This is a genomic window from Amycolatopsis sp. NPDC058986 (assembly GCF_042741125.1).
Classification (GTDB): Bacteria; Actinomycetota; Actinomycetes; order Mycobacteriales; family Pseudonocardiaceae; genus Amycolatopsis.
The window spans coordinates 1-22,815 of sequence record NZ_JBHYJW010000057.1; the positions used below are offsets into that span (position 1 = coordinate 1).

Here is a 22,815-nt window from a genome sequence, read left to right on the forward strand (position 1 = left end):
ACCTTACGGGCGTCAGACGCCCGTAAGGTGGCCTTGACGGCATCTCAGGCTGCGGCGCCGAACCAGCGGGTCAGCGCCTCCTGGAGGCCATCCGTCTCTTGTGGACTGTCGGTGGCCCAGGCGACGTAGCCGTCGGGGCGGACCAGCACCGCCGCGACCGGGGTGTCCGAAGTGGACTCGCTGACCAGGTCGACGCGATCGGCCCAGCCCACTGCGGCCGCACCGATTTCCGTGCCGCCGGTGAAGTCGGCGAGCACCGGCCGCGCGGTACGCAGGAGTTCGGTGACGCGCCGGGAGCCGACGGCGAGGTCCGGGACCATCCGGCCCGACAACGGATGCGTGTCCCCGATGTCGTACCGGACGTCCGACCCGGCCATCAGGTGCGCGATGAACGCGGAGTTCTCCTGCTTGCGCACCATTTCCCCGAACAACCGCCGGAGCGCGGTGACCTCGGGGCCGGGTGCGATGAGGGCCGCCTGCGCGAGCGAGTGCATCATGACGCGTTCGCCGACGGGATGACGCTCGCTCTGGTAAGTGTCAAGCAGGCTTTCGGGCGCGTGACCGCGTAGGTACGCCGCGAGTTTCCAGCCCAGGTTCGCCACGTCCTGCATGCCGAGGTTGAGCCCCGGGCCGCCCATCCCGGAATGTACGTGGGCCGCGTCGCCGATGAGGAAGACGTTGCCCGCGCGGTAGTTTTCGGCCTGCCGGGTGTTCTGGGTGGTGATCCTGCGCAGTGGATGCGGGCCGGGCCCCTCCGGCGGCCCGAACCCCAGGTCGACGCCGAGCACGCGGCGAACGCTGTCCCGCAGTTCGTCCAGCGTCAGGGGCGTGCCGTCCGGAATGGGCCCGGTGCGGAGTTCGCCGGTCGCGATCAGCGTCTTGCCCGGCTGGAGTTCCGCGAAGACGAACGTGCCGCGTTCGAGCCGGTTGAAGCCGAAACCGAGCGGGCCGACGCCCGGGATGTCGATGCCGCCGTCCGCCGTCCGCTGCAGGCCCGGCAGGCTGACCTGCGCCAGCCGCGTGACCCCCTTGGTGTCGGTGACCCCGGGGAACGCGATGCCGGTTTGCTTGCGTACCAAGCTCTTCCCGCCGTCCGCGCCGACCAGGAACCGGGTGCGCAGCTCGTATTCGCCCCGTGGGCCGGACACGGTGAGAGTTACGCCGCTCTCGTCCTGGACGAGTCCGGTCAGCTCGTGGCTCCGCCGGATTTCCACGCCGAGATCGAGGGCACGTTTGTCCAGCAGGCGCACGAGTTTCGGCTGCGGCACGGGAAGCAGGTGGAGCGGGTTGTCCACGACCTCGGCGAACGACATGGTCATCCCGCCGAAGAAGAACGCCGGAGCCGGTTGCGGCGGGCCCGCCCGGCCGCTGATCTCCTCGTACAGTCCCCGCTGATCCAGGAACCGCACGATCTGACCGACCATCCCGTTCGCCTTCGGTTCGTCGCTGGGCTCGGGCAACCGCTCCAGCACGATCGGCCGGACTCCGGCCAGCGCGAGTTCCGCGGCGAGCATGAGGCCGTTCGGCCCCGCTCCGGAAATGACCACCTCGGCGTTTCCGGGCACGACAGTGTTTTCGGGCACGACAGTGTTTTCGGGCGTGCTGTTTTCGGGCATGACAAGAAACCCCCTGTTTCCGTGTCTCGATTGTTTCGGAGTTGTTCAGGCAGACGGATCGGGCAGCCCGGCGGCGATCTCCTCGATCGCGCGCCGGAGCAGGGACACGATCGGCACCGGCGGATCGGAGTGCAGGTACACGTCGGCCGCCGCCTGCCAGGCGGCCCCGATCGCGCCCGCCACCAGCCGGGGATACAGTTCCCTGGCCGGATCGGTGCCCGTACGCTCGGCGATCACCGCGACCAGTTCGCCATCCGCGCCGAGCACCGCCTTCTGCACCACCGCCAGCATTTCCGGCACGGCCATCAGTTCGCGCACCGCGGCCAGCTGCGCCGGGCTCGGCACGCTGTCCGCCCCGCCGTCCTCCTCGAGCGGACGGGTGAAGGCCAGCGAGATCGCCGTCCACACCGGCTCGTCGGCCGGGCGTGACCGGAGCACCTCGACACTGCGCTTCATCCGCTCGATCTGCCGGTAGGCCAGCGCCTCGTACTTGCTCGCGAAGTAGTTGTTGAACGTCCGGACCGACACCCCGACCCGCTCCGCGATGTCCTCGCGCCGGATGTTCTCCAGTCCCCGTTCGAAGACCAGGTCCAGCGCCGCGTCACTCAGCGCCTTGCGGGTTCGCAGCTTCTTGCGCTCCCGCAGGCCCAGCGTCCCGTCCTCTGCCATGTCCCCGACGATACACGAAAAACTTGCTCGCCGAGAAAATTTTCTCAGCGAGCAAGTTTGCGATGTCGCGAGTGGCCCATTGCCGACGACGCGTTCGGGACAGGGGCCCGGCACTGCAAGACAGCGGCACCGTCAGGGTATTTCCGGCGCGGGGCCCAGAGTGTTGAGCGCGGCCACGATCGACCGTTCCTCGTACGCGAAATGGGCTTCGAGGCCGGTGGCCAGCCGGCCGAGTTCCTCTCGCAGCCGGGCCGGATCGTCCTCCCCCGGGACATACGCCTCGACGAGTACGCGAATTCTTTCCTGCGCACGAGCCACGACCGCGTGCTCCTCGGCGAGCTTCGTCAGAACCGGTGCGAGCGAAGGGAATCGGCGAGCCAGCATCGGGAACGCGCCGGCGTCCTCACCGTGGTGGTGGTGTTTCAGCGCCTCGCAGAAGTTCAGGCAGTGCTCGCGCAGTTCCCGGCCGAGGTCCGCGGTCCTGGTGAACGTCGTGGCCTTGCCGTCCGCGATCTCGTCCGCCTGGCCGCGCAGCTCGGCGAGCTCCTTGCGGAGCCAGTCGTGGACCTCGACGACGAAGTCGCCCATGCCCCGCACCCGGTCGGCACCCTCGTCGACGCGATGCAGTGTGACCACGGGGATCGGCCGCGTGGTTTTCGCCTGGTACTCCCCGAAACCCGGTTCGATCGCGACCACCTCGGCGAACAGCGCGTCCCGGTCCGGCCCGTCCGGGATCGCGGCGAGCGCCTCGAACGTCTCGGTGCCGGTCTCGACGGTCACCCTCGCGTTCTTCCGGATGTTGTGGTACCAGGCGGGATTCCGGGGCGCGCCCATCGCGGAGGCGACGATCACCTTCTGCCCCTTGACGTCCACATAGGACAGCGGAACGGTACGGGGCAGCCCGCTGCTCGCCCCGGTGGTGGTCACCAGCGCCAACGAAGCCTCGTCGCCGAACATGGCGACTTTCCCCGCGTTGGCACGGAATTCGTCGATGACCCGGCGCTGGAAGGCACCGACGTCGAAGGTCTCGCTTGGCTTTTCCTCGGTCATTGAGTCCTTTCCGGATCCGATGAAAGATCGGAGGGTGGCACCCGGGAACGGACACAGGAAAACCCCGTGGCCTACGCGCGCAGGAGGCAGCGGGCACGGGAAAACCGTGCCGTTCACCAAGGTGATTGCGCGGCTTCCGCCGCGGAGAAACCACTACCTCCATGCGTAGGCCCATACGGGGCGCGAGAAAAAGCTAGCACGGGATTCGCGAAGGTCGCAAATCCGTTCGCGCCCGCGGTGCGCGCGCTGTCATGATCGGCTGACCATGACCACACCCGAACCCGTCGCCGTGCGGCACCTGCTCCGCCGCGTACTGCCAGGAGAACCGCGAATGAGCCGTGTCGACGAGGGCGGTGACCACGCCACCTGGTGGGTCGGCACCGGTCACGTCCTGCGGATGGCTCAGGATGTCGACAGCACCGCGGGCCAGCGCCGGGAAGTCGCGCTGCGCGAAGCGATCCGTCCCCACCTCACGATCGACGTGCCCCGGAGTGTCGCCCACGGCGAGTGGGCCCCCGGGCTCGGTTACACGCTGGACACGCGGCTTTCCGGGGTGTCGGCCGAAAAACAGCCGGTCTCCGCGGCCGGTGAACAGGATCTGGCCGCACTGCTGACCGGACTGCGGTCCGTCCCGGCGGCCACGGTGGACGTACCGGTGGCACCCGCCCGGTCCTTGCCGGAACTCAGCGGGGAAGCCGTGCGCGCCGCCGTCCGACTCGCCGAGGATGGCGCTGTCGGCTCCGATCTCGCGCACCGGCTCCCCTGCCCGCTTCCCCCGGCGGCCCCGGCGACGCTGCTGCACCACGACCTCAAGGGCGAGCATCTCCTGGTCACCGAGACGGGACGGGTGAGCGGCGTTCTCGATTGGACGGACGCGGTTTTCGGCGACCCGGCCGAGGACGTCGCCGGGCTCGTCATCTCCGTCGGCGCCGCCGCGGCTCTGCGGGTGGCGCGGCTCGCCGGGCACGATCCCGAACTGTGCGCACGAGCCCTGCTGCTGGCCCGCTGTGACACGCTGATCCGGCTCGCGGACCGCGTATACGGGACCGACGACAGCCCGCTTCCGTTGCTGCGCGCTCAGCTCGCCCGTGCCTGGGAGGCCACGCCGGACAAATGCTGAAGGACGCCTTCGATGCACTCAATGCGCTGAAGGCGTCCTTCAGCACGGCGAACGCACTGAAAGCGCCCTTCAGCACCCGGCCCGCCTCATGCTGCCGTAGAATCGGACAAAAACCGTGGCGCACAAGGAAAACGTCGAAGGGTTCGCACGTTGTGCGAACCGGCGGGGTTCGCGACTTTCGTGGGTGGAGCGGTATTTCGTGAAACCGTAACCTGGTCGTCGCGCGCACATTGCCAATTCCTGCTCGTCCGCACCGGTGTGTCATCGCTCGAATCCCCAGAGGACGGAGATGACCATGTCCACAGCACGCATCCACCGGCGGGCCAGACGAGGGATCGTCGTCTGTGCCGCCGCGGGACTCGTCACCGGCGTGGTGCTCGCCGCACCCGGTCCGGCGGCGGCGGGTCCGCTCGACGCCCGCGGCGCCACGACGTTGTCCGCCAAGGTCACGTCCGGTCTCGGTGACCGGACCGTCGGCTCCTACTACGACCAAGCGAGTTCGCGGCTGATCGTCACCGTCACCGACGCCGCCGGTGCCGACCAGGTCCGCGCGGCGGGCGCGGTGCCGAAGCTCGTCGCCTACCGTGCCTCCGAGCTGGCCGCCGTCACCGGTGAGCTCGACCGCTCGGCCCGGATCCCCGGCACGGCGTGGCGTGTCGACCCCCGCTCCGGGCACGTCCTGGTGACCGCCGACTCGACGGTCACGGGCGCCGCCCTCGCGAAGCTGACCGGCGTGGTCGACGGCTTCGGGGCCAAGGCCCAGCTGAAGCGGACCGCGGGGAAGCTGCGGACGTTCATCAGCGGCGGCGACGCGATCTGGGGCCAGGGCCTGCGGTGCTCGCTCGGCTTCAACGTCCACGACCGCAGCGGCAACCCCGCGATGCTGACCGCCGGGCACTGCGGCGTGGCGACCAACGACTGGTGGGCGGACTCCGGGAATTCCCAGCACATCGCCCAGACGCAGGACGCCAGCTTCCCCGGGCACGACTACTCGTGGGCCGCCTACGATTCCGGCGTCGACGCGCCGAGCGCGGTCAACGACGGTACGCGGATCACCAGCGCCGGTGAGGCCACGGTCGGGGAGAACGTGACCCGCAGCGGCTCCACCACCGGGGTCCACTCCGGTTCGGTCACCGCGCTGAACGCGACGGTGAACTACGAGGAGGGCACCGTCACCGGCCTGATCGACACCACCGTCTGCGCCGAGCCCGGCGACAGCGGCGGCTCGCTGTACGACGGCTCCACCGCCCTCGGCCTCACCTCCGGCGGCAGCGGTGACTGCAACTCGGGCGGCGAGACGTTCTTCCAGCCGGTCCCGGCGGCGCTGTCCGCCTATGGGCTGACCCTGCCCTGAGCACCCCACTCGGGGGCGTTCTGGACCGATTTCAGTGGTCCGGGACGCCCCCGAGTACTGAATACGTAGCGTTCTCCGTAGATCTACGGATGATGCCCGGCCGCCGGACGGGCACTCTGCATGACGTGAAGACAGCGCAGCGTGTCGATGACCGACCCGTCGACCACGGCAGGGCCTTGCTTCCGCCCTCCGTGGTCGACGCACTGCGGGCGCAGGCGGGGACGCTGGCCCGGTCGATCATCGGCGGTATCCGGCGGTCGGTCCCCGAGTACACGAGCCTCCTCGAAGGGCCGCTCGGCGGCGTGTTCACCACCGCCGTCGAGACGCTGCTGGTCCGCTGCCTCGACGCGCCCTCGCGGCCCGGTGCCGGCCAGGAGTCGGCCGCGCTGTTCCGCGACCTCGGCCGCGCCGAGTTCGCTCGCGGCCATTCGCCGCGGGCGCTCCGGACGGCCTGCCGGGTCGGCGGCCAGATCGCCTGGCGCTGCCTCTCCGACCACGCCCGTCACCACGGCCTGAGCACCGAAACACTGTCCCGCTGCGCCGAGGCGATCTCCCTGCACGTCCGCATGTTGTCCTCGTGGGCGGAGGAAGGGCACGCGGCGGCCGAGGCCGCCGCGACCACCCCCCGGATCCGGCTGCTCCGCCTGGCCGTGGCGGAGCAGCCACCTGGCGGGAGTGACCTCGCCGAAGCCGCGGCGGCCGCCGGATGGCCACTGCCCGAGCAGGTCGTCGTTGTCGCGCTCCAGGCGCCGGCTGACGCGGAATCCTTGCCCCCCAACACTTTCGACGGCGCGGTGCTCGCCGATCCGACGTCCGCGCGGCCCGCGCTGCTCATGGCCGCGGACCGCCTCGACACCGGGGAGATCGCCGCCGCGCTGCCCGGCTGGCGGATCGCGATCGGCCCGGTGGCGCCGCTCGCCAAGGCGGCCGCGGCGTTCCGGGTCGCCCGGCGGGCCCTCGACCTCGCCAACCGCGGTCTGCTCCCCGCCCGGCCGCTGATCGACTGCGCGGATCACCTGCAGACGCTGATCCTCCTCGCCGACGACGCGCTGCTCGGCAGGCTCACCGAGCAACGGCTCGCGCCACTGGACGGGCTGAGCGGCCGCGATCGCACCGCCCAGCTGGTGACCCTGCGCGAATGGCTGGCGGCCAGGGGGAACATCGCCGAGGCGGCGCGGCGGCTCGGCGTCCACCCGCAGACGCTGCGGCACCGCGTCACCAAGCTCAGCGGTCAGCTCACCGAGAGCCTCGCGTGCGCCGAAGCCCGGTTCGAGCTGGAGATCGCCGTGCGGGTCGAGCTGCTCCGGCTGGGCACGGCGTCATGACCGGCGCGAGACCACCCAGACGGCGATCTGGGCACGGCTGCTGAACCCCAGTTTGGTCAGGATGTGATCGACATGGGTCTCGGCGGTGCGGCGGGCGATCACCAGCTTTTCGGCGATCTCCCGGTTCGTCATGCCCTCGGCGACCAGCTCGGCGACCTGCGCCTCGCGTTTGGTGAGCACGACGTCGGCGTTGTCCGCGGGCCGCGGATCGTCGTCCGGCGACCCGGTGTCGAGCACGTAGGCCACCGCTTCGTCCATCGTGAGCGCGGTCCCGCGCAGGAACTCCTGCGCCGCCTCTTCGAGGCCGAGTTCGCCGGTGACCAGCTGGATGTCGCGCTGCATCGGCTCTTCGAAGGCCGCGTAGGTGTTCAGCGAGGCGCCGACCGAACGCCAGATTTCGGCCGCGGCGCCGAACATCCTGGCCGCCCGGCGCGGCTGCCCGGTGTGCGTGGCGCAGCCCGCCATGACCGTCAGCGCGAACGCGACGATCGTCCGGTCGCCCCCGGGTTGCAGCCTCAGCAGCTCCAGCCCCGCCACGGTCGCCGCTTCCATGTCCCCGTGCAGGTATTCGGCCGCGCTGAGGGACCACAGCGCCCAGCAGCGCCAGGAGATCTCACCGCGCGCGGCGTAGCGCTCGATGCACTCCTGGAGCACGCGACGGCCCTGGTCGCGATCGCCGGTCAGACTCACCGCCAGCCCGTAGTTGTAGGTCGACCACAGCTCCGCGGCCTCGTCGCCCAGCTCGCGGAACCGCTCGGCGGCGGCACCGAACAACGACGCGGCACACTCGCTGCGGTTGTCGATCAGCAGGGAGTAGGCGCGGACGTGGTCGACGAAGGCGAGCGCTTTCGCGTCGGCGGTCCGTTCGGCGATCTCGGCGGCCTTGGCCAGTGCGCTCTCGAAGGCGTCCCGATCGGCCTGGACCAGCGCGAGGAAGGCGTACATCCACAGCGCCGCCGCGCGCCCCGGCGCGTCCGGTGTCGCCGCCTCCAGCAGCTTGCTCAGCCACATCCGGCCTTCGGTGTTGAGGCTTCGGACCCAGTACTCCTTGACCGCGTACACCATCCGCAGCCCGACGACCGCCTCTTCGGCGTCGCTCGCGCAGAAGTCCAGCGCGGCCCGCAGGTTGGCGTGCTCCTCCCGGAGCTTGGCGATCCAGGCACCCTGTTCGCTGCCGAACCAACCCGCCTCGAACCCCCTGGTCAGCTCCCGGCACCAGTCGCGATGCCGGCGCCGCCACCGCGTGAGATCGTCGTCGGCACGCAGCCGGTCCTCGCCGTACTGCCGGACCGTCTGCAGCATCCGGTAGCGCGCGACGCCCTGCTCCTCCTCGCGGAGCAGCAAGGACTTGTCGATCAGCCCGTCGATGACGTCGAGGACCGCGGCGCGGTCGAGACCGTCCCCCGAGCACACCTCTTCGGCGGCGTCGAGATCGAAACTCCCGGAGAACACCGACGCCCGCGACCAGAACTGCCGCTCCCGCTCGGTGCACAGCTCGTGGCTCCAGTCGATCAGCGCCCGCAGCGTCTCGTGCCTGCTCGGGCCGCCCTTGTAGCCCCTGGTCAGGAGCGTGAACCGGTGGTCGAGCCGCTCGGCGAGCTGCCGCACCGACAGCGACCGCAGCCGGACCGCGGCCAGCTCGATCGCCAGCGGCAGGCCGTCCAGCGCGCGGCACAGCCTGGCCAGGTCCTCGGCGTTGTCCGGGGTGACCGCGAACGAGGGCACGACCGCCGTCGCGCGGTCCACGAACAGCTGGAGCGCGTCGTACCGCGCCGATTCGGCGGGCTCCCCGGCGGGCGGGACGGCGAGCGGCGGCACCGGCAGCACCCGCTCCCCCTCGACGCCGAGCGACTGCCTGCTCGTCGCCAGCACCACGACGTCGGGGCACGACCTGACCAGCGTGTCGGCCAGCCTGCCGCACGCCTCGACCAGGTGCTCGCAGTTGTCCAGCACCAGCAGCAGCCGCCGGTCGCGCAGCTGGTCCACGACAAGGTCGATCGGCGGGCCCGAGGAGCGGTCGCCCAGCCCCAACCGGTCGGCGACCATGTTGACCAGCAACTGCGGCTCGCCCAGCTCCGCGAGCCCGACGAACACCACCCCGTCCCGGAACGACCCGCGCGCACCCTCGGCCACGCGCTGGGCCAGGCGCGTCTTGCCGACCCCGCCCGGCCCGGTGAGCGTGACCAGCGACGCCGTCTCGATCAGCCGCGCCGCTTCGGCGAGCTCCGCCTGGCGGCCCACATACGTGGTCACCTCCACCAGCAGCGAATCCGCAATCCTCGGTACGTCAACAGCACGCAGCACGTGTCCCATCACCACCCAGCCGATAGGCAGAGGATCATTCTGGCCCAACTGCACCGCACCCGCCTGGGTTACTCCGTTTTCACCACATCGGGTGGATTCGTGTGACGTGCGCCTCGTGACTGCTCCGTTCGGCGGGTACGCGCTGGTCCGTCAGCATGACATAGGCCTCCTTCCCCGCGCGGGACACGGGGAAGGAGGCCTGCACGACACGGCGCGAGTTCCGATCAAGACTCCCGTCGTGCCGTGACGGGACGCTGCCGAGCGGTGCCGCTCGCCAGTGCCCTGGTCAGATGGGCCGCGATGACCTCGACGTTCGGCGGGTCGAGCACCGACAGGTGATGCCCCGGCACGGTCACCACCTCCAGGTCCCGGCACACCGCGTCCCAGCCGCGCACCGGATCGGACCGGTCGAAGCGCGGATCCCGCAGCCCGCCGGGGACGGCGTCGGCGGCGCTGTAGAACACCGTCCGGCCCTGATACGCCGACGGCTGGTAGCGCTCCAGCAGCCGCGCGTCGAGGAACGAGCTGCGCTGGTGCGCCAGGATCGCGCCGCTCACCCGCGAGTCGATGACGCCGGCGGCGAGGATCGTCTCGATGAGCAGGTCCGCCTGGCCCTCGTCGTCGAGCCGGGCCAGTTCGGCGTAGGGCAGTTCGACCGGCCGTCCGTAGCTCGTCCGCAGGAACTCGCCGAACCGCTCGAACCGGCGCTCCAGCTCGTCCACTTCGGACAGTCCGGAGTCCTGTGGCAGCGGCAGGATCGGGTCGACCATGGCCAGCAGCTCGACCCGCTCGCCCGCCGCGGTCAGCCGCTGTGCCGCCTCGAACGCCAGGAATCCGCCGAACGACCAGCCCCCGAGCCGGTACGGCCCGAATGGCTGCACGCTGCGTAACCGCGGCAGATACGCCTCGACACGGTCCTCCACGGTTCCGGTGCCGTCGACGCGGTCGAAGCCGTACGCGGGCACGTCGCCCGGCAGCAGGTCCACGAGCTGCCGGAACACCGCGGTGTCCCCGCCGCCGGGGTGGAAGAAGAACACCGGGGGCTCGGCGCCGCCCTCCCGCAGGACCCGGACCGGGCCGGTCTGCGCGACCGCGTCCCGCACGAGTTCGGCCATCAGCTCCGCCGTCGGCCGCTCGAACAGCTCCGCGCGGCTCAGCGGACGTCCGGCGCGCACGCTCAGCAGCTCGGCGACCCGTTCGGCCGCGGCGGTGTCGCCGCCGAACTCCTGCGTGACGCCGACCGGCTCGCCCAGCACCTCTTCCCACACCGACACGACGAGCCGCTCCGCCGCGTCACGCGGAGGCACCCGCACCGACGACGGCTTGCGCGGCGACGGCAGCGCCGCTCCCGCGACACCGAGTTCGCCGAACAGCCACTCACGCAGATCGGCCAGTGACGCGCCGCGCAGCAGCAGCGACACCGGGGGCACGGCCCCGAAATCGTGCTGCAGGCCGTTGCCGATGCGGACCGCGAGCAGGGAATCGACCCCGAGGCTGGTGAGCGGCAGGTCCTCGGCCAGTCCGCCGGGCTCCATGCCCATGACCGACGCGATCCGCGCCCGCAGCTGCTCACCGGCGAGCACCCGGATCTCGGCGGGCGCGCGGTCCCGCACGGCGTCGAGTCCCGGCCAGTCGGTCGAAGGTGCCGACACGGTGTGCCCGGCGAGCAGGTCACCGAAGAACGGCACCGCGACGAGGTCGGGGAACGCGGTGGCGAGCCGGGCGGTGTTCAGCCGCAGCGCGCCGAAAGCGCCGCCACCGGCGGAGAGGACCTCCTCGATCAGCCCGAGCCCCTCGTCCGGGCCGATCGGGGTGAGCCAGGGAACCTCCAGCCCGGCGGCGGCGCCGACCTCGGCCCAGGTCCCCCAGTTGATCGTGGCCCCTGGGAGACCACTCGCCCGCCGCAACGCGACGACGGCGTCCAGATACGCGTTCGCGGAGGCGTACGCGGGCTGCCCGGGAAGGCCGTGCAGTGCGGCCGCCGAAGAGAACCCGAGCCACCAGTCCAGCTCGGTGTCCACAGTGGCCTCGTGCAGCCGCCAGGCACCATATGCCTTGGGCAGCCATGACTTCCGCAGCGTACCATCGTCCAAACGAGACACCGTCCGGTCGTCGAAGACCGCGGCCGCGTGCACCACACCGCGCGCGACGGCGTCCCGGCCCGCCGCGGCGATCAGCCGTTCGGCGACGCCGGGTTCGGCGACGTCCCCGAGCACGACCTCGACCAGGGTGCCCGCCGCGGTGAGTTCCTCGATGACCGCCTGCGCCGCGGGTTTCGGTGCCGACCGTCCATTCAGGACGATCTTGGCGGCGCCGAGCGCGGCGAGCCGCGTGGCGAGCGTCAGACCCAGCCCGCCGAGACCGCCGGTCACGACGTAGCCGCCGTCCGGCCGCACGACGGGCTCCTCACCCGGCAAGGGCAACGACGTCGCCGCGAGCCTCGCGACGTACCGCTGTTCGCCGCGCCAGGCGACCTCGTCCTCGGCCGCCTGACCGGCCACTTCGCCGACCAGCGCCTCGGACGTGTCCACGTCGAGCCAGGTCACCCGCAGGGCGGGGTGCTCGAAGGCCGAAACCCGCACCAGGCCACGCAATGCGGCGAGGCCGGGCTTGCCGGGTTCCCCCGGTTCGACCGCGGCGGCCGACGACGTCACCAGCCAGACCCGTGGCGTGCCACCGGTTTCGGCGAGTACGCGGATCAGCTCCGCGGCCTCACCGACCGCCCGCACCCCGGCGTCGGGACCGTCGGCGGACTCGTCGTCCACCACCACGACGACGTGGTCGGCACCGGCACACCCGGCCGTGTCGTCCACGCGCCGTGCCTCGATTCCGGCCGTCGTGAAGACCCGCACGGCCTCGTCGACCCGGGGCGTGCCGCCGAGGACGGCGACCGGACCTGTCGGCCACCGGTCGGGGCGCTCGGCGGGACGCCATTCGTGAGTCAGCAGCTTTTCCTTCAGCGGCACGGAGTTCCGGGACAGCTTCCGCGCGAACACGTCGGCGATCTCCAGCACGACGACGCCGTCGGCGTCCATCAGCCGCAGCCTGCCGAGCACGCCACCGGCACCCGGCTCCGGCGCCTCCACCGACACGTGGCTCGTCATGCCGGTCCGCGGATCGCCGAAGACCCGCACCGCGCCGAACTCCATCGGCAGGTAGGCGTCGTCGGAATCCACTGTGGACAGCGCGGCGGCGAACGTCTGGAGGCACGAGTCGAGCACCACCGGATGCACGAAGAATCCGCCGGACGGAACGCTTTCCGGCGCCTCCACGGTCGCGGTCGCACACCATTCGCCGACGCTGACATCGAGGACGCCGGTGAACGACGGTCCATAGTCGACACCGAGCGAGCGCAACCGGTGATACAGCTCCGCGGGCGCCAGCGACGTCTCCGGCTCGCAACCGGACTCCCGCGCCGGTTCGGTTTCCGCGGCTTCGGCCACGATCACGCTGCAGTGCAGGATCCAGCCGTCCTCGCCGCGGGTGTGGACCCGCAGCTTTCCGTCGGCGGTGGTGAACGTCGTGGTGACGCGGGTGTGCTCGGTGAGCGGCAGCGGCGCGTGCAGCGCGAGACCCCGCAGTTCGAGCAGCTCCGGCGGGCGGCCGAGCGCGGTCGACGCCGCCGTGTACGCCATTTCGACGTAGCAGGCGCCGGCCAGGATCGCAGTGCCGTCGATCCGGTGATCGGCCAGCCACGGCCTGCGTTCCGTGCCGAGATCCGCCTGCCACAGGTGGGTGTCGGCGTCCGGCAGTTCGACGTGCACGCCGAGCAGCGGATGCGTGCCGGCCACCTCCGGCCGGGCGAGCTTCGGCGCCCAGTGCTCGCGGTGCTGCCACGGCGTGGTCGGCGGATCGAGCAGCCTGCCCGCGGTCCGCGGCCGCCGGTCGCCCGCGGCCAGCGCGGCGCCGAGGTTGATGTGGAACCGGCGGCGTTCGTCCTCGCCTCGGCGCAGCGTGCCGAGCACGGTCACCGCGCGCTCGCCCGCGGTTTCGAGAATCGCGTGGTGCAGCACCGGATGCGGCGAGATCTCGACGAACGTGCCGAAGCCGTCGCCGAGAGCCTTCTCGACGGCCTGGGTGAACCGGACCGGGTTACGCGCGTTGGCCGTCCAGTAGCCGGCGTCGAAACGCACGGTGTTCGACTCGACAGCGCCCGATTCGACGGCCGTCGGGTACACCGGCACCGACGGCTCGTGCGCGAAGACGTTGGCCAGTTCCGCGCCGAGTTCGGGGACGACCGGGGCGATGATCCGGGAGTGGCTGGCGACGTCGACATTGATCGCCTTGGCCAGCAGCCCGCGCCGCCCGACCGTCTCGACGAGCGACGCGATCTGTTCCGGGGCACCGGAAACCACCGTCTGGCCCGGCGCGTTGTACACGGCGAGATCGACGTCCGGGTAGTAGCGCAGGAGTTCGGCGACCTCGTCGGCGGGCAGTTCCAGCAGGGCCATGGTGCCCTTGCCCGCGGTGGTGGCCAGCAGCTTCGACCGGCGTACGGCGATGCGGGCACCGTCGGCGAGCGAGATGGCCCCGGCGACGACCGCCGCCGCGACCTCGCCGAGCGAATGCCCGATCACCGCGGCGGGCTCGGCGCCGTAGTGGCGCCACAGTTCGGCGAGCGCGACCTGGATCCCGAACAACACCGGCTGCAGCGCGGCGAATCCCACCGGCTCCACCCCGGACTCCAGCACGGCGCGGATCGAGCGGCCCTCGCCGCGCATCGCCTCGTCGACCTTGTCCACGGCGGCGGCGAAGGCGGGCTCGTCGGCCAGCAGCCGCCGTCCCATGCCCGCCCACTGCGAGCCCTGCCCGGAGAACACCCAGACCGGACCGGCGGCATCGGCACGTCCGGTCGAGACGCCGGGAACGACTGTCCCCGCGACGAACGCGCGCAGACCCGAGACCAGCTCGTCGTGATCGCCCGCGGTCACCACCACGCGGTGGCGCCCACTGGCGCGGCGGGCGAGCGAATGCTCCACATCGGCCAGTGGAAGGTGCCCGGAGTCGCTCAGCCAGTCGGCGAGCCGTCCGGCGGCCAGGCGCAGGCGCTCCGGCGAAGCGGCGGCGAGCAGGTACTGGCCGAGGCCGCCGGACGCCGGTTCCTCGTGCGGCGCGACGGGTGCCTGTTCGGCGATGACGTGCGCGTTGGTGCCGCCGAAGCCGAACCCGGAGATCCCGGCCCGCGCGGGCCTGCCCTGTCCCGGCCACGGCTGCTGCTCGGCGACCACGGACAGCCGCAGGTCCTCGAACGGGATGTGCGGGTTCGGCTCGGTGAAGTGCAGGCTCGCCGGGATGCGGCGGTTCGCCAGCGCCAGCACGACCTTGATCAGGCCGGCGATCCCGGCGGCGGCTTCGAGGTGGCCGAGGTTCGACTTCACCGAACCGAGCAGCAGCGGACGGTCCGCGGGACGTCCCTCGCCGAGCACCGCGCCGAGCGCGCTCGCTTCGATCGGGTCACCGAGCAGGGTGCCGGTGCCGTGTGCCTCGACGTAGTCCACTTCGGACGGTTGGATGCCGGATGCGGTGCAGGCGGCACGCAGCAACGCTTGCTGCGCGGCCGGGTTCGGCGCGGTGAGGCCGTTGGAACGGCCGTCGGAGTTCACCGCCGAACCCCGCAGCACCGCCAGCACGCGGTCGCCGTCGCGCTGTGCCTTGCTCAACGGCTTGAGCACGACGACACCCGCGCCCTCGGCCCGTGCGATGCCGTCGGCGGAGGCGTCGAACGGTTTGCACAGCCCGTCGGCCGAGGTGATCCCCATCTGGTCGAAGTTGGCCGTGACCCCGGGGCTCAGCAACAGGTTCGCCCCGGCGGCGAGCGCGACGTCGCTCTCGCCCGCCCGCAGGCTCTGGATCGCGAGGTGCACCGCGACGAGCGAGGACGAGCACGCGCTGTCGACCGCCACACTCGGGCCGCGCAGGTCGAGCACGTACGAGAGCCGGTTCGCCGCGATGCTCAGCGCGGAACCCGTTCCGCTCCAGGCGTCGATCCGGCTGACGTCGCCGAACGTGAGCTGGCCGTACTCGTTGCCGCTGATCCCGACGAACACGCCGGCAGGACTGCCGCGCAGGCGGTCCGGCGCGATCCCGGCGTGTTCCAGCGCCTCCCAGGCGACCTCCAGCAACAGCCGCTGCTGCGGGTCCATGGCGCTCGCCTCGCGCGGGGAGATCCCGAAGAACTCGGCGTCGAACTCGGACACCGAGTCGAGGAAGCCACCCCAGCGGGTGGTGCGGGCCAGCGCCTCGGCCTGCTCCGGCGAGTCGTGGCCGAACTGCTCCCAGCGGCCCTCGGGCACCTTCGAGATCGCGCTTTCCGCGGCCATCAGCAGCCGCCACAGTTCGTCGGGACCGTTGACGCCGCCGGGCAGGCGGCAGCCGACGCCGATCACCGCGATCGGCTCGGCCGCGGCGTCGATCTCCGCGCCCGCCGACGCGGACGAGGAGATCGACGTCTCCCCTTCGGGTTCCGGCACCAGCGCGGCCGCCAGCGCGGTGATCGTGGGGTGCTGCCACAACAGCTGGGTGGGCAGCTCCCGGTCCAGTTCGTCCTCCAGCTCACCGGTCAGCGTGACCGCGTCGCGGGAGGTGAGGCCGTACTCGCGCAGCGGGCGGTCGACGTCCACATCGGACACCGGGAGCCCGCAGATCTCGGCGAGGCGTCCCGCCAGCCAGTGGCGTAGCTGAGCTCTGGTCATGCGAGCTCTCCCTTCAGGTAACGGGCCCGGGTGGCCGAGCGGGCGATCTTGCCGCTCGACGTGCGCAGGACGGAGCCCGGCCGGACGAGGACGAAGGCGTGCAGCCGGAGGTCGTGGTGCTTGGCGACGGCCGCGCGCACCGCGCGTTCGACCTCACCGGTGTCGAGTTCCCCGGCGTCCACGTGGTTGGAGTACTCGGCGACCACCACCGGCGCCTCGCGGCCGTCGTGGGTCACGCTGAACACCGCGAGCCGGTCCCGCCGCAGCACGGGATGCGCTTCCTGGGCGGTGGCCTCGATGTCCTGCGGGTAGTGGTTCTTGCCGTCGATGATGATCAGGTCCTTGAGCCTGCCGGTGATGTACAGCTCGCCGTCGAGGAACACGCCGAGATCGCCGGTGCGCAGCCAGCCCCCTTCCGGCGTCGCGCCCTTGAGGTGCCCGTCGAAAGTCTCCGCCGAACGCTCCGGCTGGCGCCAATATCCGTCCGCGACATTGGCACCGTGGATCCAGATCTCCCCGACCTCGCCGTCGATCCTCGGCGCGCCGATGGCAGGGTCGGCGATGCGGACCTGCTGGCCGACCGGAACCCCGGCCGAGACGAGCCGCAGCGCGCGGTCGTCGCCCTCGGGCACCGGAACCGCCCGTCCCGCACCGAGTTCCGCGCGGTCGAGGATCGCCACCCGCGGCGGGCGCTGGGGCGTGGTGCTGACGAACACTGTCGCCTCGGCCAGACCGTAGGAGGGCCGGTGCGCCTCGGCGCGGAAGCCGAGCGGGCCCGCCGCGTCGAGGAATCCCGCGATGGTCTCCGCGCGGACGGGCTCGCTGCCGTTGATCGCCGAGCGCACGCCGGACAGGTCCAGCTCCGCCGCGCCGTCCGATTTGGACAGTTTCGCGGCGGTGTACTCGAAGGCGAAGTTGGGAGCAGCGGTGATCACGTCGTTGCGCCCGCTCATCAGCTTCAGCCAGCGCACCGGGCGGCGGGTGAACGCGAACGGAGTGGTGAACACCGAGTGCGCCCCCGTGTGCGCCGGCAGCGCGACGAGCTGGATCAGGCCCATGTCGTGGAAGAACGGCAGCCAGCCCGCGCAGGTGCTGTCCTCGCCGACGCCGAAGCCCGCCACCACCTGACGGACGTTCGCCGAGATCGCCCGGTGGGTGATCACCGCGCCGGCGGGGCGGCGGGTCGAGCCCGAGGTGTACTGCAGGTACGCGGGCTGGTCCGGTTCGACGGCGGGGGCCTCGAACCCGTCGGCGAGCGCACTGTCCACAGTGTCCACCGCGATGAGCTGTTTCGGCTGGGGCACCGGATGCGCGTTCATCAGCTCCTTGATGCTGGACACGGCCGAGCTGGAGGTGAGCCACACTTCGGGGTCGCTGTCGGCCAGCGCTCCCACGAGGCGTTCGCCGTGCGAGCTCACCTCCGGCGCGAACAGCGGCACCGCGATCACACCCGCGTACAGCGCGCCGAAGAAGCCGACGACGTAGTCCAGGTTCTGCGGGCACAGCACGGCGACCCGCTCACCCGCCTCGGTGACCTGGTTCAGCCTCGCCGCGACGGCGCGGGCGCGCCGGTCCAGCTCCGCCCAGGTCAGCGTCGTCTCCACCCCGTCCCGCTCGTCGCCGTAGTCGACGAACGTGAAGGCGGGCCGGTCGGAGTCCCGGCGGGCCGCCAGCGCGGCGGTCAGCGGGCTGAATTCGGCCACGAAATCGATTTCCTGGTTGGACATGACGCTCCCACCTTGTGCGTTCTTCGAATCCGCCCGGCATGGCCGGACGAGCGGACTTTCCGGATGTGAAAGCGGCGAACCGCGTGCGGCGGCCCCGACTACACGCCGATCTGCCAGTTCACAGCCTGTGTGTGCAAGCGACATTGCAAGGCGGCAGGGACGTTACCGGCCGCACTTTTACTCACGCAAGAGCGCAACTGTTGTGAGCCGGGCCACCTGCACCGGAAATGCGGGTTCTCCAGTGCACCGCAAGGAAATCCAGACGACCGTAGGTGCTTTTTCACAGTATTCACAGTCGCGGTATTCGAGACGGCGAACATTCATTATTAACGATACCCGAACGCGGTTTCGGGCAGCACTGATCGACAGCCGCGGGCGCCCCTGACGCGCCGCGTCGATCCGTTGTCCGTCACGGGCCTGGCGACCGCAGCGCGTCCAGCAGAAAGGGCCAGGACCGCGTCAATTCTCGTTGCCACGACGGCCAATCATGGGTCCCCTGACCGAAACTCGTTGTCGCGGGCCAGCTGAGCGACGCCAGGCGCCGCGCCAGATCGTGGCTCGCCGGGCCGACTATCCGTTCCAGCAGCCGGTCCCCCGGCGCGGGCGGATCACCTCGCACGCGGTTCCCGTCCCCCGCCGCGAGATAGACGGGAGTGCCGACCAGACCGTCGGCCAGGTGGTAGGGATCGTTGCGCAGCCAGCGATCGCGGCCGAGCCAGCGGCTGCCCCACATCGCGTCCATCCGTTCGCCGACGGTGTGCAGATAACGCCGGAGCAGCAGCGGCGTCCCGGGCCTGGTGGTGTGCACCATGCCGCTGTAGGAGGCCGCGGCCGCGAACAGGCCGGGGTTCCCGGCGGCGTAGACGAGGGCGCCGTATCCGCCCATCGACACCCCGGCGACCGCGCGCACCGCATTCCCGCGATACCACCGTTCGACGAGATTTCTCAGCTCCACCAAGTGAAACCGCGGCCAGTCCGGAGTCGTGCCGAACTGGTCGGGTGCGCGCCAGCGCGTGTAGAAGCCGGCCCTGCCACCGTCCGGCAGCACGACGAGGACGTCGTCGTCGAACGCCCGCCGCGCGATATCGGTCCGCGTCAGCCAGCATTCCGGCCCGTCGTCACCGCCGTGCAGCAAATAGAGCACCGGCCACGTCCGCCGGGAATCCGGGGACCAGCCACGCGGCGTCAGCAATAACGCCGAGGTGGTTCTGTCGAGCGCGCGCGAGCGGAGCGCCAGGTCGATCCGGTTCGGCGACGGCGACGTTTCGGCGGTTACCTCGATTTCATCGTCCGTATACATTTTCTCCGGTCTCCCTGTTTGCCCGCAAAGCGGTCGCCGCTATCGTGGGAACAAGGCGGGCCCGAAACGGACACCGAACACGCGTTTCCGCTTCTGGCACCCTCATCGCCGGTACCGGGAAGGTCGTTTCATGACATATTCTGACTCCTCCCAGAAGGTGGGATTCTCGCGAAACCCCGGGTGGACACTGCTGGCGGTTTCGCTCGGCGGGGCCATGGTCGGCCTCGACGGCACGGCACTCACGATCGCGGGACCCGAGATCGGCAAGGACACCGGCGCGTCGCTGTCCGGCCTGCAGTGGATCACCACCGCGTACCTGCTGGCACTGGCGCTGGCGTTGTTCCCCGCCGGCCGGATCGCCGACCGGTACGGCAGGCGGGCGGTGTTCCTCACCGGGGTCATCGGGTTCGGCGCGGTGTCCGTGCTCATCACCATGGCCTCGACGGTGGCCATGCTGATCGCGCTCCGCGCGTTGCAGGGGATCTGCGGCGCGATGCTGCAGCCCGCGGCGCTCGCGCTGCTGCGGATGGCCTTCCCGCCACACCGGCTGGAGCTGGCGCTCGGTGTCTGGGGCGGGGCGTCCGCGGCGTCGATCGCGGCCGGGCCCATCGTGGCGGGCCTGCTGGTGCAGTGGTCGGGCTGGCAGGCGGTGTTCCTGGTCAACGCGCCGATCGCGGGACTCACCACGCTGCTGACGCTGGCCACCGTGGCCGAATCGCGCTCGGCGGGCGGCCGCCTCCGGGTGACCTCCCTGCTGCGCGCGCCCGGCGTCGCCATCGGTGCCGTGCTCACGGTGCTGAGCTATTTCTCATTGTTCGGCCTCCTGTTCTTCCTGACGCTGTACCTGCAGAACGTGCGCGGCCTCGACCCGGTCGCCGCGGGACTGTGGCTGCTCCCGGTGACCGTGGTGGTCGTGCTCAGCGCCCCGCTGGGCGGCGCGCTCGCCGCGAGGTTCGGCCCGCGCCGCCCCGCGATCTGGGGATTCGTGCTGGTCTCGGTCGGCATGCTGGGCTTCACGCTGCTCGACGTGGACACCGGCTGGACCGACGCGCTGCCCGCGTCGCTGGTCCTCGGCCTCGGCACCGGGATCGCGCTGATCGCCTCGACCCAGGTGATCATCGGCGGTTCGCCGGTCGCCATGTCGGGCCTGGCCTCCGCGCTGCAACAGGTGGCCACCCAGCTCGGTGGCGTGGCCGGGATCGTCGTGCTCGGTGTGGTGATGTCGTGGCGTGCCAAGGAAGTCCTCCCGGACGAAGCGGTCACCCAAGGTCTGGTGCCCGTCGGCGCCGATCCCGGCAAGGCGCATTTCGCCTTCCTTTCCGGGTTCGCCGCGACGGCGGCGGTCGCGGCCGTGGTCGTCATCGCCGGTGCGGTGGTCGCGGTCCGGATCCGCTCAGGCCGCCCCGTGCCGGAGCCTGCCGGGCCACCACACTCTCCGTCCGATGTGGACGCTGAGGGCGGGGACCAGCAGTGACCGCACGAGCAGGGTGTCGAGCAGGACACCGAAGGCGACCAGGAACGCGATCTGCGCCATGAAGAGGATCGGCAGCACCGAGAGCGCGGCGAACGTCGCGGCGAGCACCACGCCTGCCGAGGTGATCACGCCGCCGGTGACGGCGAGCGCCTCGAGCGTGCCCGCCCGGGTGCCGTCGTTGAACGCCTCCTCGCGGACGCGGGTCATCAGGAAGATGTTGTAGTCGATGCCCAGTGCCACCAGGAAGACGAACGCGTAGAGCGGCACGGACGGGTCCGAGCCGGGGAAGTCCAGCACGTGGTTGAACACGAGCGCGCCGACACCCAGCGTCGCGGCGAAGGAGAGCACGACCGTCGCGATGAGCATGAGCGGCGCCAGCAGCGAGCGCAGCAGCAGGGCCAGCACGCCGAAGATGACCAGCAGCACGATCGGGATGATCACCCCGCGGTCCCGCTCGGCGGCGTCGCGGATCTCCTGCTGGATCGCCGTCTGACCGCCGACCTTCGCCTCCGCGCCGGGCACCGCGCCTGCCACGTCCCGCACTTTGTCCACTATGGACATCGCGGCGGCGGAATCCGCCGGGTCGTGCAGCGTCGCGTCGATCTCGACCAGCCCGTCGAGCACCTTCGGCCGCCCCGTCGCGGGATCGAGGCTCACCCGCGCGCCGCCGTCCACCCCGGGCACCACGCCCACGGCCTTGGCGACCCGTTCGGCCGCCTCCTGCCTGGCCACGATCACCACCGGATTGCCCGCCCCGCCGGGGAAGTGCTCGGCGAGCGTGTCCTGGCCGGTCACCGCCTCGACCTTGGTGAGGAAGACGTCGGCCTGGCTCACCCCGTCGGATTTCAGGGTCGGCGCGAAGGCGGCGAGCGCGGCGAGCACCACTGCCGTCCCCGCCCACACCCACCGGTAGCGACGGCCGACCAGCGCCCCGATCCGCGACCACAGCCCGTGTCGCGCACCGGCCGCGGGCCGCACGGGCCAGAAGGCGGCGCGGCCCAGCAACGCGAGCATCGCGGGCAGGAAGGTCAGCGACGTCAGCAAGGAAGCGGCGATGCCGATCGCGGCCACCGGGCCGAGGCCACGGTTCGAGGTCAGTTCGCTGAACAGCATGCAGAGCAGGCCGAGCACCACGGTTCCCGCGGAGGCCACAATGGACTCCGCCGAAGCCCGCAGTGCCACCACGACCGCGGAACGCGCGTTGTCTCTGCGGGCCAGTTCCTCCCGATATCGCGCCACCAGAAGAAGGGCGTAATCGGTCGAGGCGCCGAAAACCAGGATGAACAGGATGCCCTGGGTCTGTCCGTTGAGCGTCAGCGCACCGTGCTTGGCCAGCGGATAGACCACCGCCGACGCGGCGATCAGCGCGAGCCCGGCACTGGCCAGCACGACGATGGGCAGCAACGGGCTGCGGTAGACCAGCACGAGGATCGCGACGACGGCGATCGCGGTGATGACCAGGAGTTTCCCGTCGATGCCGCCGAACACCTCACTGAAGTCGGCGTTGAACCCGCCTGGCCCGGTGATCGCGGCCGACAGCCCCAGCGGCGTCGTGGCATGGACGACGTCCCGCATCTCCCGGACGGTCTCCCCGGCGGCGAAACCGTCCACACCGGACACGGGAACGACGAGCTGGACGGCTTTCCTGTCGTCGGAGTCGATCGGCGGGCTGACCGGGCCCGTGAGCCCGCCGAGCTTCCCGACGGCCGTCGCCGAGCGCGCGATCGCCGCCCGGTCGGCCTCGGTGATCCCGGTGTCCCGGCTGTACACGATCAGCGCGGGTTGGATCTTGCCGCCGGCGAAGCGTTCCTGGAGATGGGCGACCTCGGTCGCTTCGGCACCGGCGGGCAGGAACGAAGCGCCGTCGTTCTTCTGCACCTCCGAGAGCAGCCCGGGGAAACTCCCGCCGAGCACGCCGAACGCCAGCCACGCGAGCGCGATGATCGCGGGCAGGAGCCAGCGCCGCCGCACCCTCGTGGGCCCGGCACCGGTCTCGTTCTTGTTGGCCAGCCGCAGACTCATGGGAGTACCTCGGGGAGCTCGGAAAGCATTGGCGGAGAAGCACTGCAAGAATGGGACGCCCGTACAGGCCACAGCTCACCAGGTGCGTGCGGCGGCAAGCAACCAGCCAGCACCTTGCGAGCGGGAAGTTTCCTCGCCCGGATCGGTACGGCAGTACCCATC

At 71.1% G+C, this 22,815-nt stretch carries 12 protein-coding genes; 4 read left to right on the forward strand and 8 right to left on the reverse strand.

What is annotated here, in order from left to right; all coding sequences use genetic code 11:
- Window positions 1-44 precede the first annotated feature (44 nt).
- The 3 genes from ACFW0G_RS35775 to ACFW0G_RS35785 all read right to left on the reverse strand — a co-directional run bounded on the left by ACFW0G_RS35775 (window position 45) and on the right by ACFW0G_RS35785 (window position 3,335).
- The gene (locus ACFW0G_RS35775; RefSeq protein WP_378329915.1) at window positions 45-1,583 is read right to left on the reverse strand and encodes an FAD-dependent monooxygenase; all 1,539 of its coding nucleotides are present in this window, start codon (window positions 1,581-1,583) and stop codon (window positions 45-47) included.
- Window positions 1,584-1,661: 78 nt separating this feature from the next.
- The gene (locus ACFW0G_RS35780; protein WP_378329916.1) at window positions 1,662-2,285 is read right to left on the reverse strand and encodes a TetR/AcrR family transcriptional regulator; all 624 of its coding nucleotides are present in this window, start codon (window positions 2,283-2,285) and stop codon (window positions 1,662-1,664) included.
- Between the two features lie 132 nt (window positions 2,286-2,417).
- Window positions 2,418-3,335, reverse strand: a complete 918-nt coding sequence (locus ACFW0G_RS35785) for a nitroreductase/quinone reductase family protein (RefSeq protein WP_378329917.1) — start codon at window positions 3,333-3,335, stop codon at window positions 2,418-2,420.
- Between the two features lie 265 nt (window positions 3,336-3,600).
- Between ACFW0G_RS35785 and ACFW0G_RS35790 the strand changes: the two genes are divergently transcribed.
- From ACFW0G_RS35790 to ACFW0G_RS35800, 3 genes are all read left to right on the forward strand, one after another.
- The gene (locus tag ACFW0G_RS35790) at window positions 3,601-4,455 is read left to right on the forward strand and encodes a phosphotransferase family protein (protein ID WP_378329918.1); all 855 of its coding nucleotides are present in this window, start codon (window positions 3,601-3,603) and stop codon (window positions 4,453-4,455) included.
- Window positions 4,456-4,750: 295 nt separating this feature from the next.
- Window positions 4,751-5,809 (forward strand): S1 family peptidase, encoded by a 1,059-nt coding sequence (locus tag ACFW0G_RS35795; protein ID WP_378329919.1) that lies wholly within the window; start codon window positions 4,751-4,753, stop codon window positions 5,807-5,809.
- A gap of 125 nt (window positions 5,810-5,934) precedes the next feature.
- Window positions 5,935-7,134 carry a helix-turn-helix domain-containing protein gene (locus ACFW0G_RS35800; RefSeq protein WP_378329920.1) on the forward strand — a complete coding sequence of 400 codons (1,200 nt, stop codon included), beginning with the start codon at window positions 5,935-5,937 and terminating at the stop codon, window positions 7,132-7,134.
- Here the strand turns inward: ACFW0G_RS35800 and ACFW0G_RS35805 are convergent.
- The 4 genes from ACFW0G_RS35805 to ACFW0G_RS35820 all read right to left on the reverse strand — a co-directional run bounded on the left by ACFW0G_RS35805 (window position 7,129) and on the right by ACFW0G_RS35820 (window position 19,157).
- Window positions 7,129-9,387, reverse strand: coding sequence for an ATP-binding protein (locus ACFW0G_RS35805; protein WP_378329921.1), 2,259 nt, complete (start codon window positions 9,385-9,387; stop codon window positions 7,129-7,131). The two genes, ACFW0G_RS35800 and ACFW0G_RS35805, sit on opposite strands and share 6 nt — an antisense overlap.
- A 275-nt stretch (window positions 9,388-9,662) precedes the next feature.
- A complete protein-coding gene (locus tag ACFW0G_RS35810; protein ID WP_378329922.1) occupies window positions 9,663-16,130 on the reverse strand; it encodes a beta-ketoacyl synthase N-terminal-like domain-containing protein in 6,468 nt (2,155 codons plus the stop codon).
- Entirely contained in the window at window positions 16,127-17,857 is a 1,731-nt protein-coding gene (locus ACFW0G_RS35815; RefSeq protein ID WP_378329923.1) for a fatty acyl-AMP ligase, read from the reverse strand. Before ACFW0G_RS35815 ends, ACFW0G_RS35810 begins: the two co-directional genes overlap by 4 nt.
- 409 nt (window positions 17,858-18,266) lie before the next feature.
- Window positions 18,267-19,157 carry an alpha/beta hydrolase gene (locus ACFW0G_RS35820; RefSeq protein WP_378329924.1) on the reverse strand — a complete coding sequence of 297 codons (891 nt, stop codon included), beginning with the start codon at window positions 19,155-19,157 and terminating at the stop codon, window positions 18,267-18,269.
- Window positions 19,158-19,287: 130 nt separating this feature from the next.
- Between ACFW0G_RS35820 and ACFW0G_RS35825 the strand changes: the two genes are divergently transcribed.
- On the forward strand, window positions 19,288-20,631 hold the full coding sequence (locus tag ACFW0G_RS35825) for an MFS transporter (RefSeq protein ID WP_378329925.1): 1,344 nt from the start codon (window positions 19,288-19,290) through the stop codon (window positions 20,629-20,631).
- Here ACFW0G_RS35825 and ACFW0G_RS35830 read toward each other — a convergent pair.
- On the reverse strand, window positions 20,551-22,653 hold the full coding sequence (locus ACFW0G_RS35830; RefSeq protein WP_378329926.1) for an MMPL family transporter: 2,103 nt from the start codon (window positions 22,651-22,653) through the stop codon (window positions 20,551-20,553). The two genes, ACFW0G_RS35825 and ACFW0G_RS35830, sit on opposite strands and share 81 nt — an antisense overlap.
- Window positions 22,654-22,815 lie beyond the last annotated feature (162 nt).

What these genes read in the sequence shown, in the direction of transcription:
- ACFW0G_RS35780 (WP_378329916.1), bottom strand. Translation starts at nt 2,285, where the DNA reads ATGGCAGAGGACGGGACGCTGGGCCTGCGGGAGCGCAAGAAGCTGCGA.
- ACFW0G_RS35815 (WP_378329923.1), bottom strand. Translation starts at nt 17,857, where the DNA reads ATGTCCAACCAGGAAATCGATTTCGTGGCCGAATTCAGCCCGCTGACC.
- ACFW0G_RS35825 (WP_378329925.1), top strand. Translation starts at nt 19,288, where the DNA reads ATGACATATTCTGACTCCTCCCAGAAGGTGGGATTCTCGCGAAACCCC.
- ACFW0G_RS35795 (WP_378329919.1), top strand. Translation starts at nt 4,751, where the DNA reads ATGTCCACAGCACGCATCCACCGGCGGGCCAGACGAGGGATCGTCGTC.
- ACFW0G_RS35820 (WP_378329924.1), bottom strand. Translation starts at nt 19,157, where the DNA reads ATGTATACGGACGATGAAATCGAGGTAACCGCCGAAACGTCGCCGTCG.
- ACFW0G_RS35785 (WP_378329917.1), bottom strand. Translation starts at nt 3,335, where the DNA reads ATGACCGAGGAAAAGCCAAGCGAGACCTTCGACGTCGGTGCCTTCCAG.
- ACFW0G_RS35830 (WP_378329926.1), bottom strand. Translation starts at nt 22,653, where the DNA reads ATGAGTCTGCGGCTGGCCAACAAGAACGAGACCGGTGCCGGGCCCACG.
- ACFW0G_RS35810 (WP_378329922.1), bottom strand. Translation starts at nt 16,130, where the DNA reads ATGACCAGAGCTCAGCTACGCCACTGGCTGGCGGGACGCCTCGCCGAG.
- ACFW0G_RS35790 (WP_378329918.1), top strand. Translation starts at nt 3,601, where the DNA reads ATGACCACACCCGAACCCGTCGCCGTGCGGCACCTGCTCCGCCGCGTA.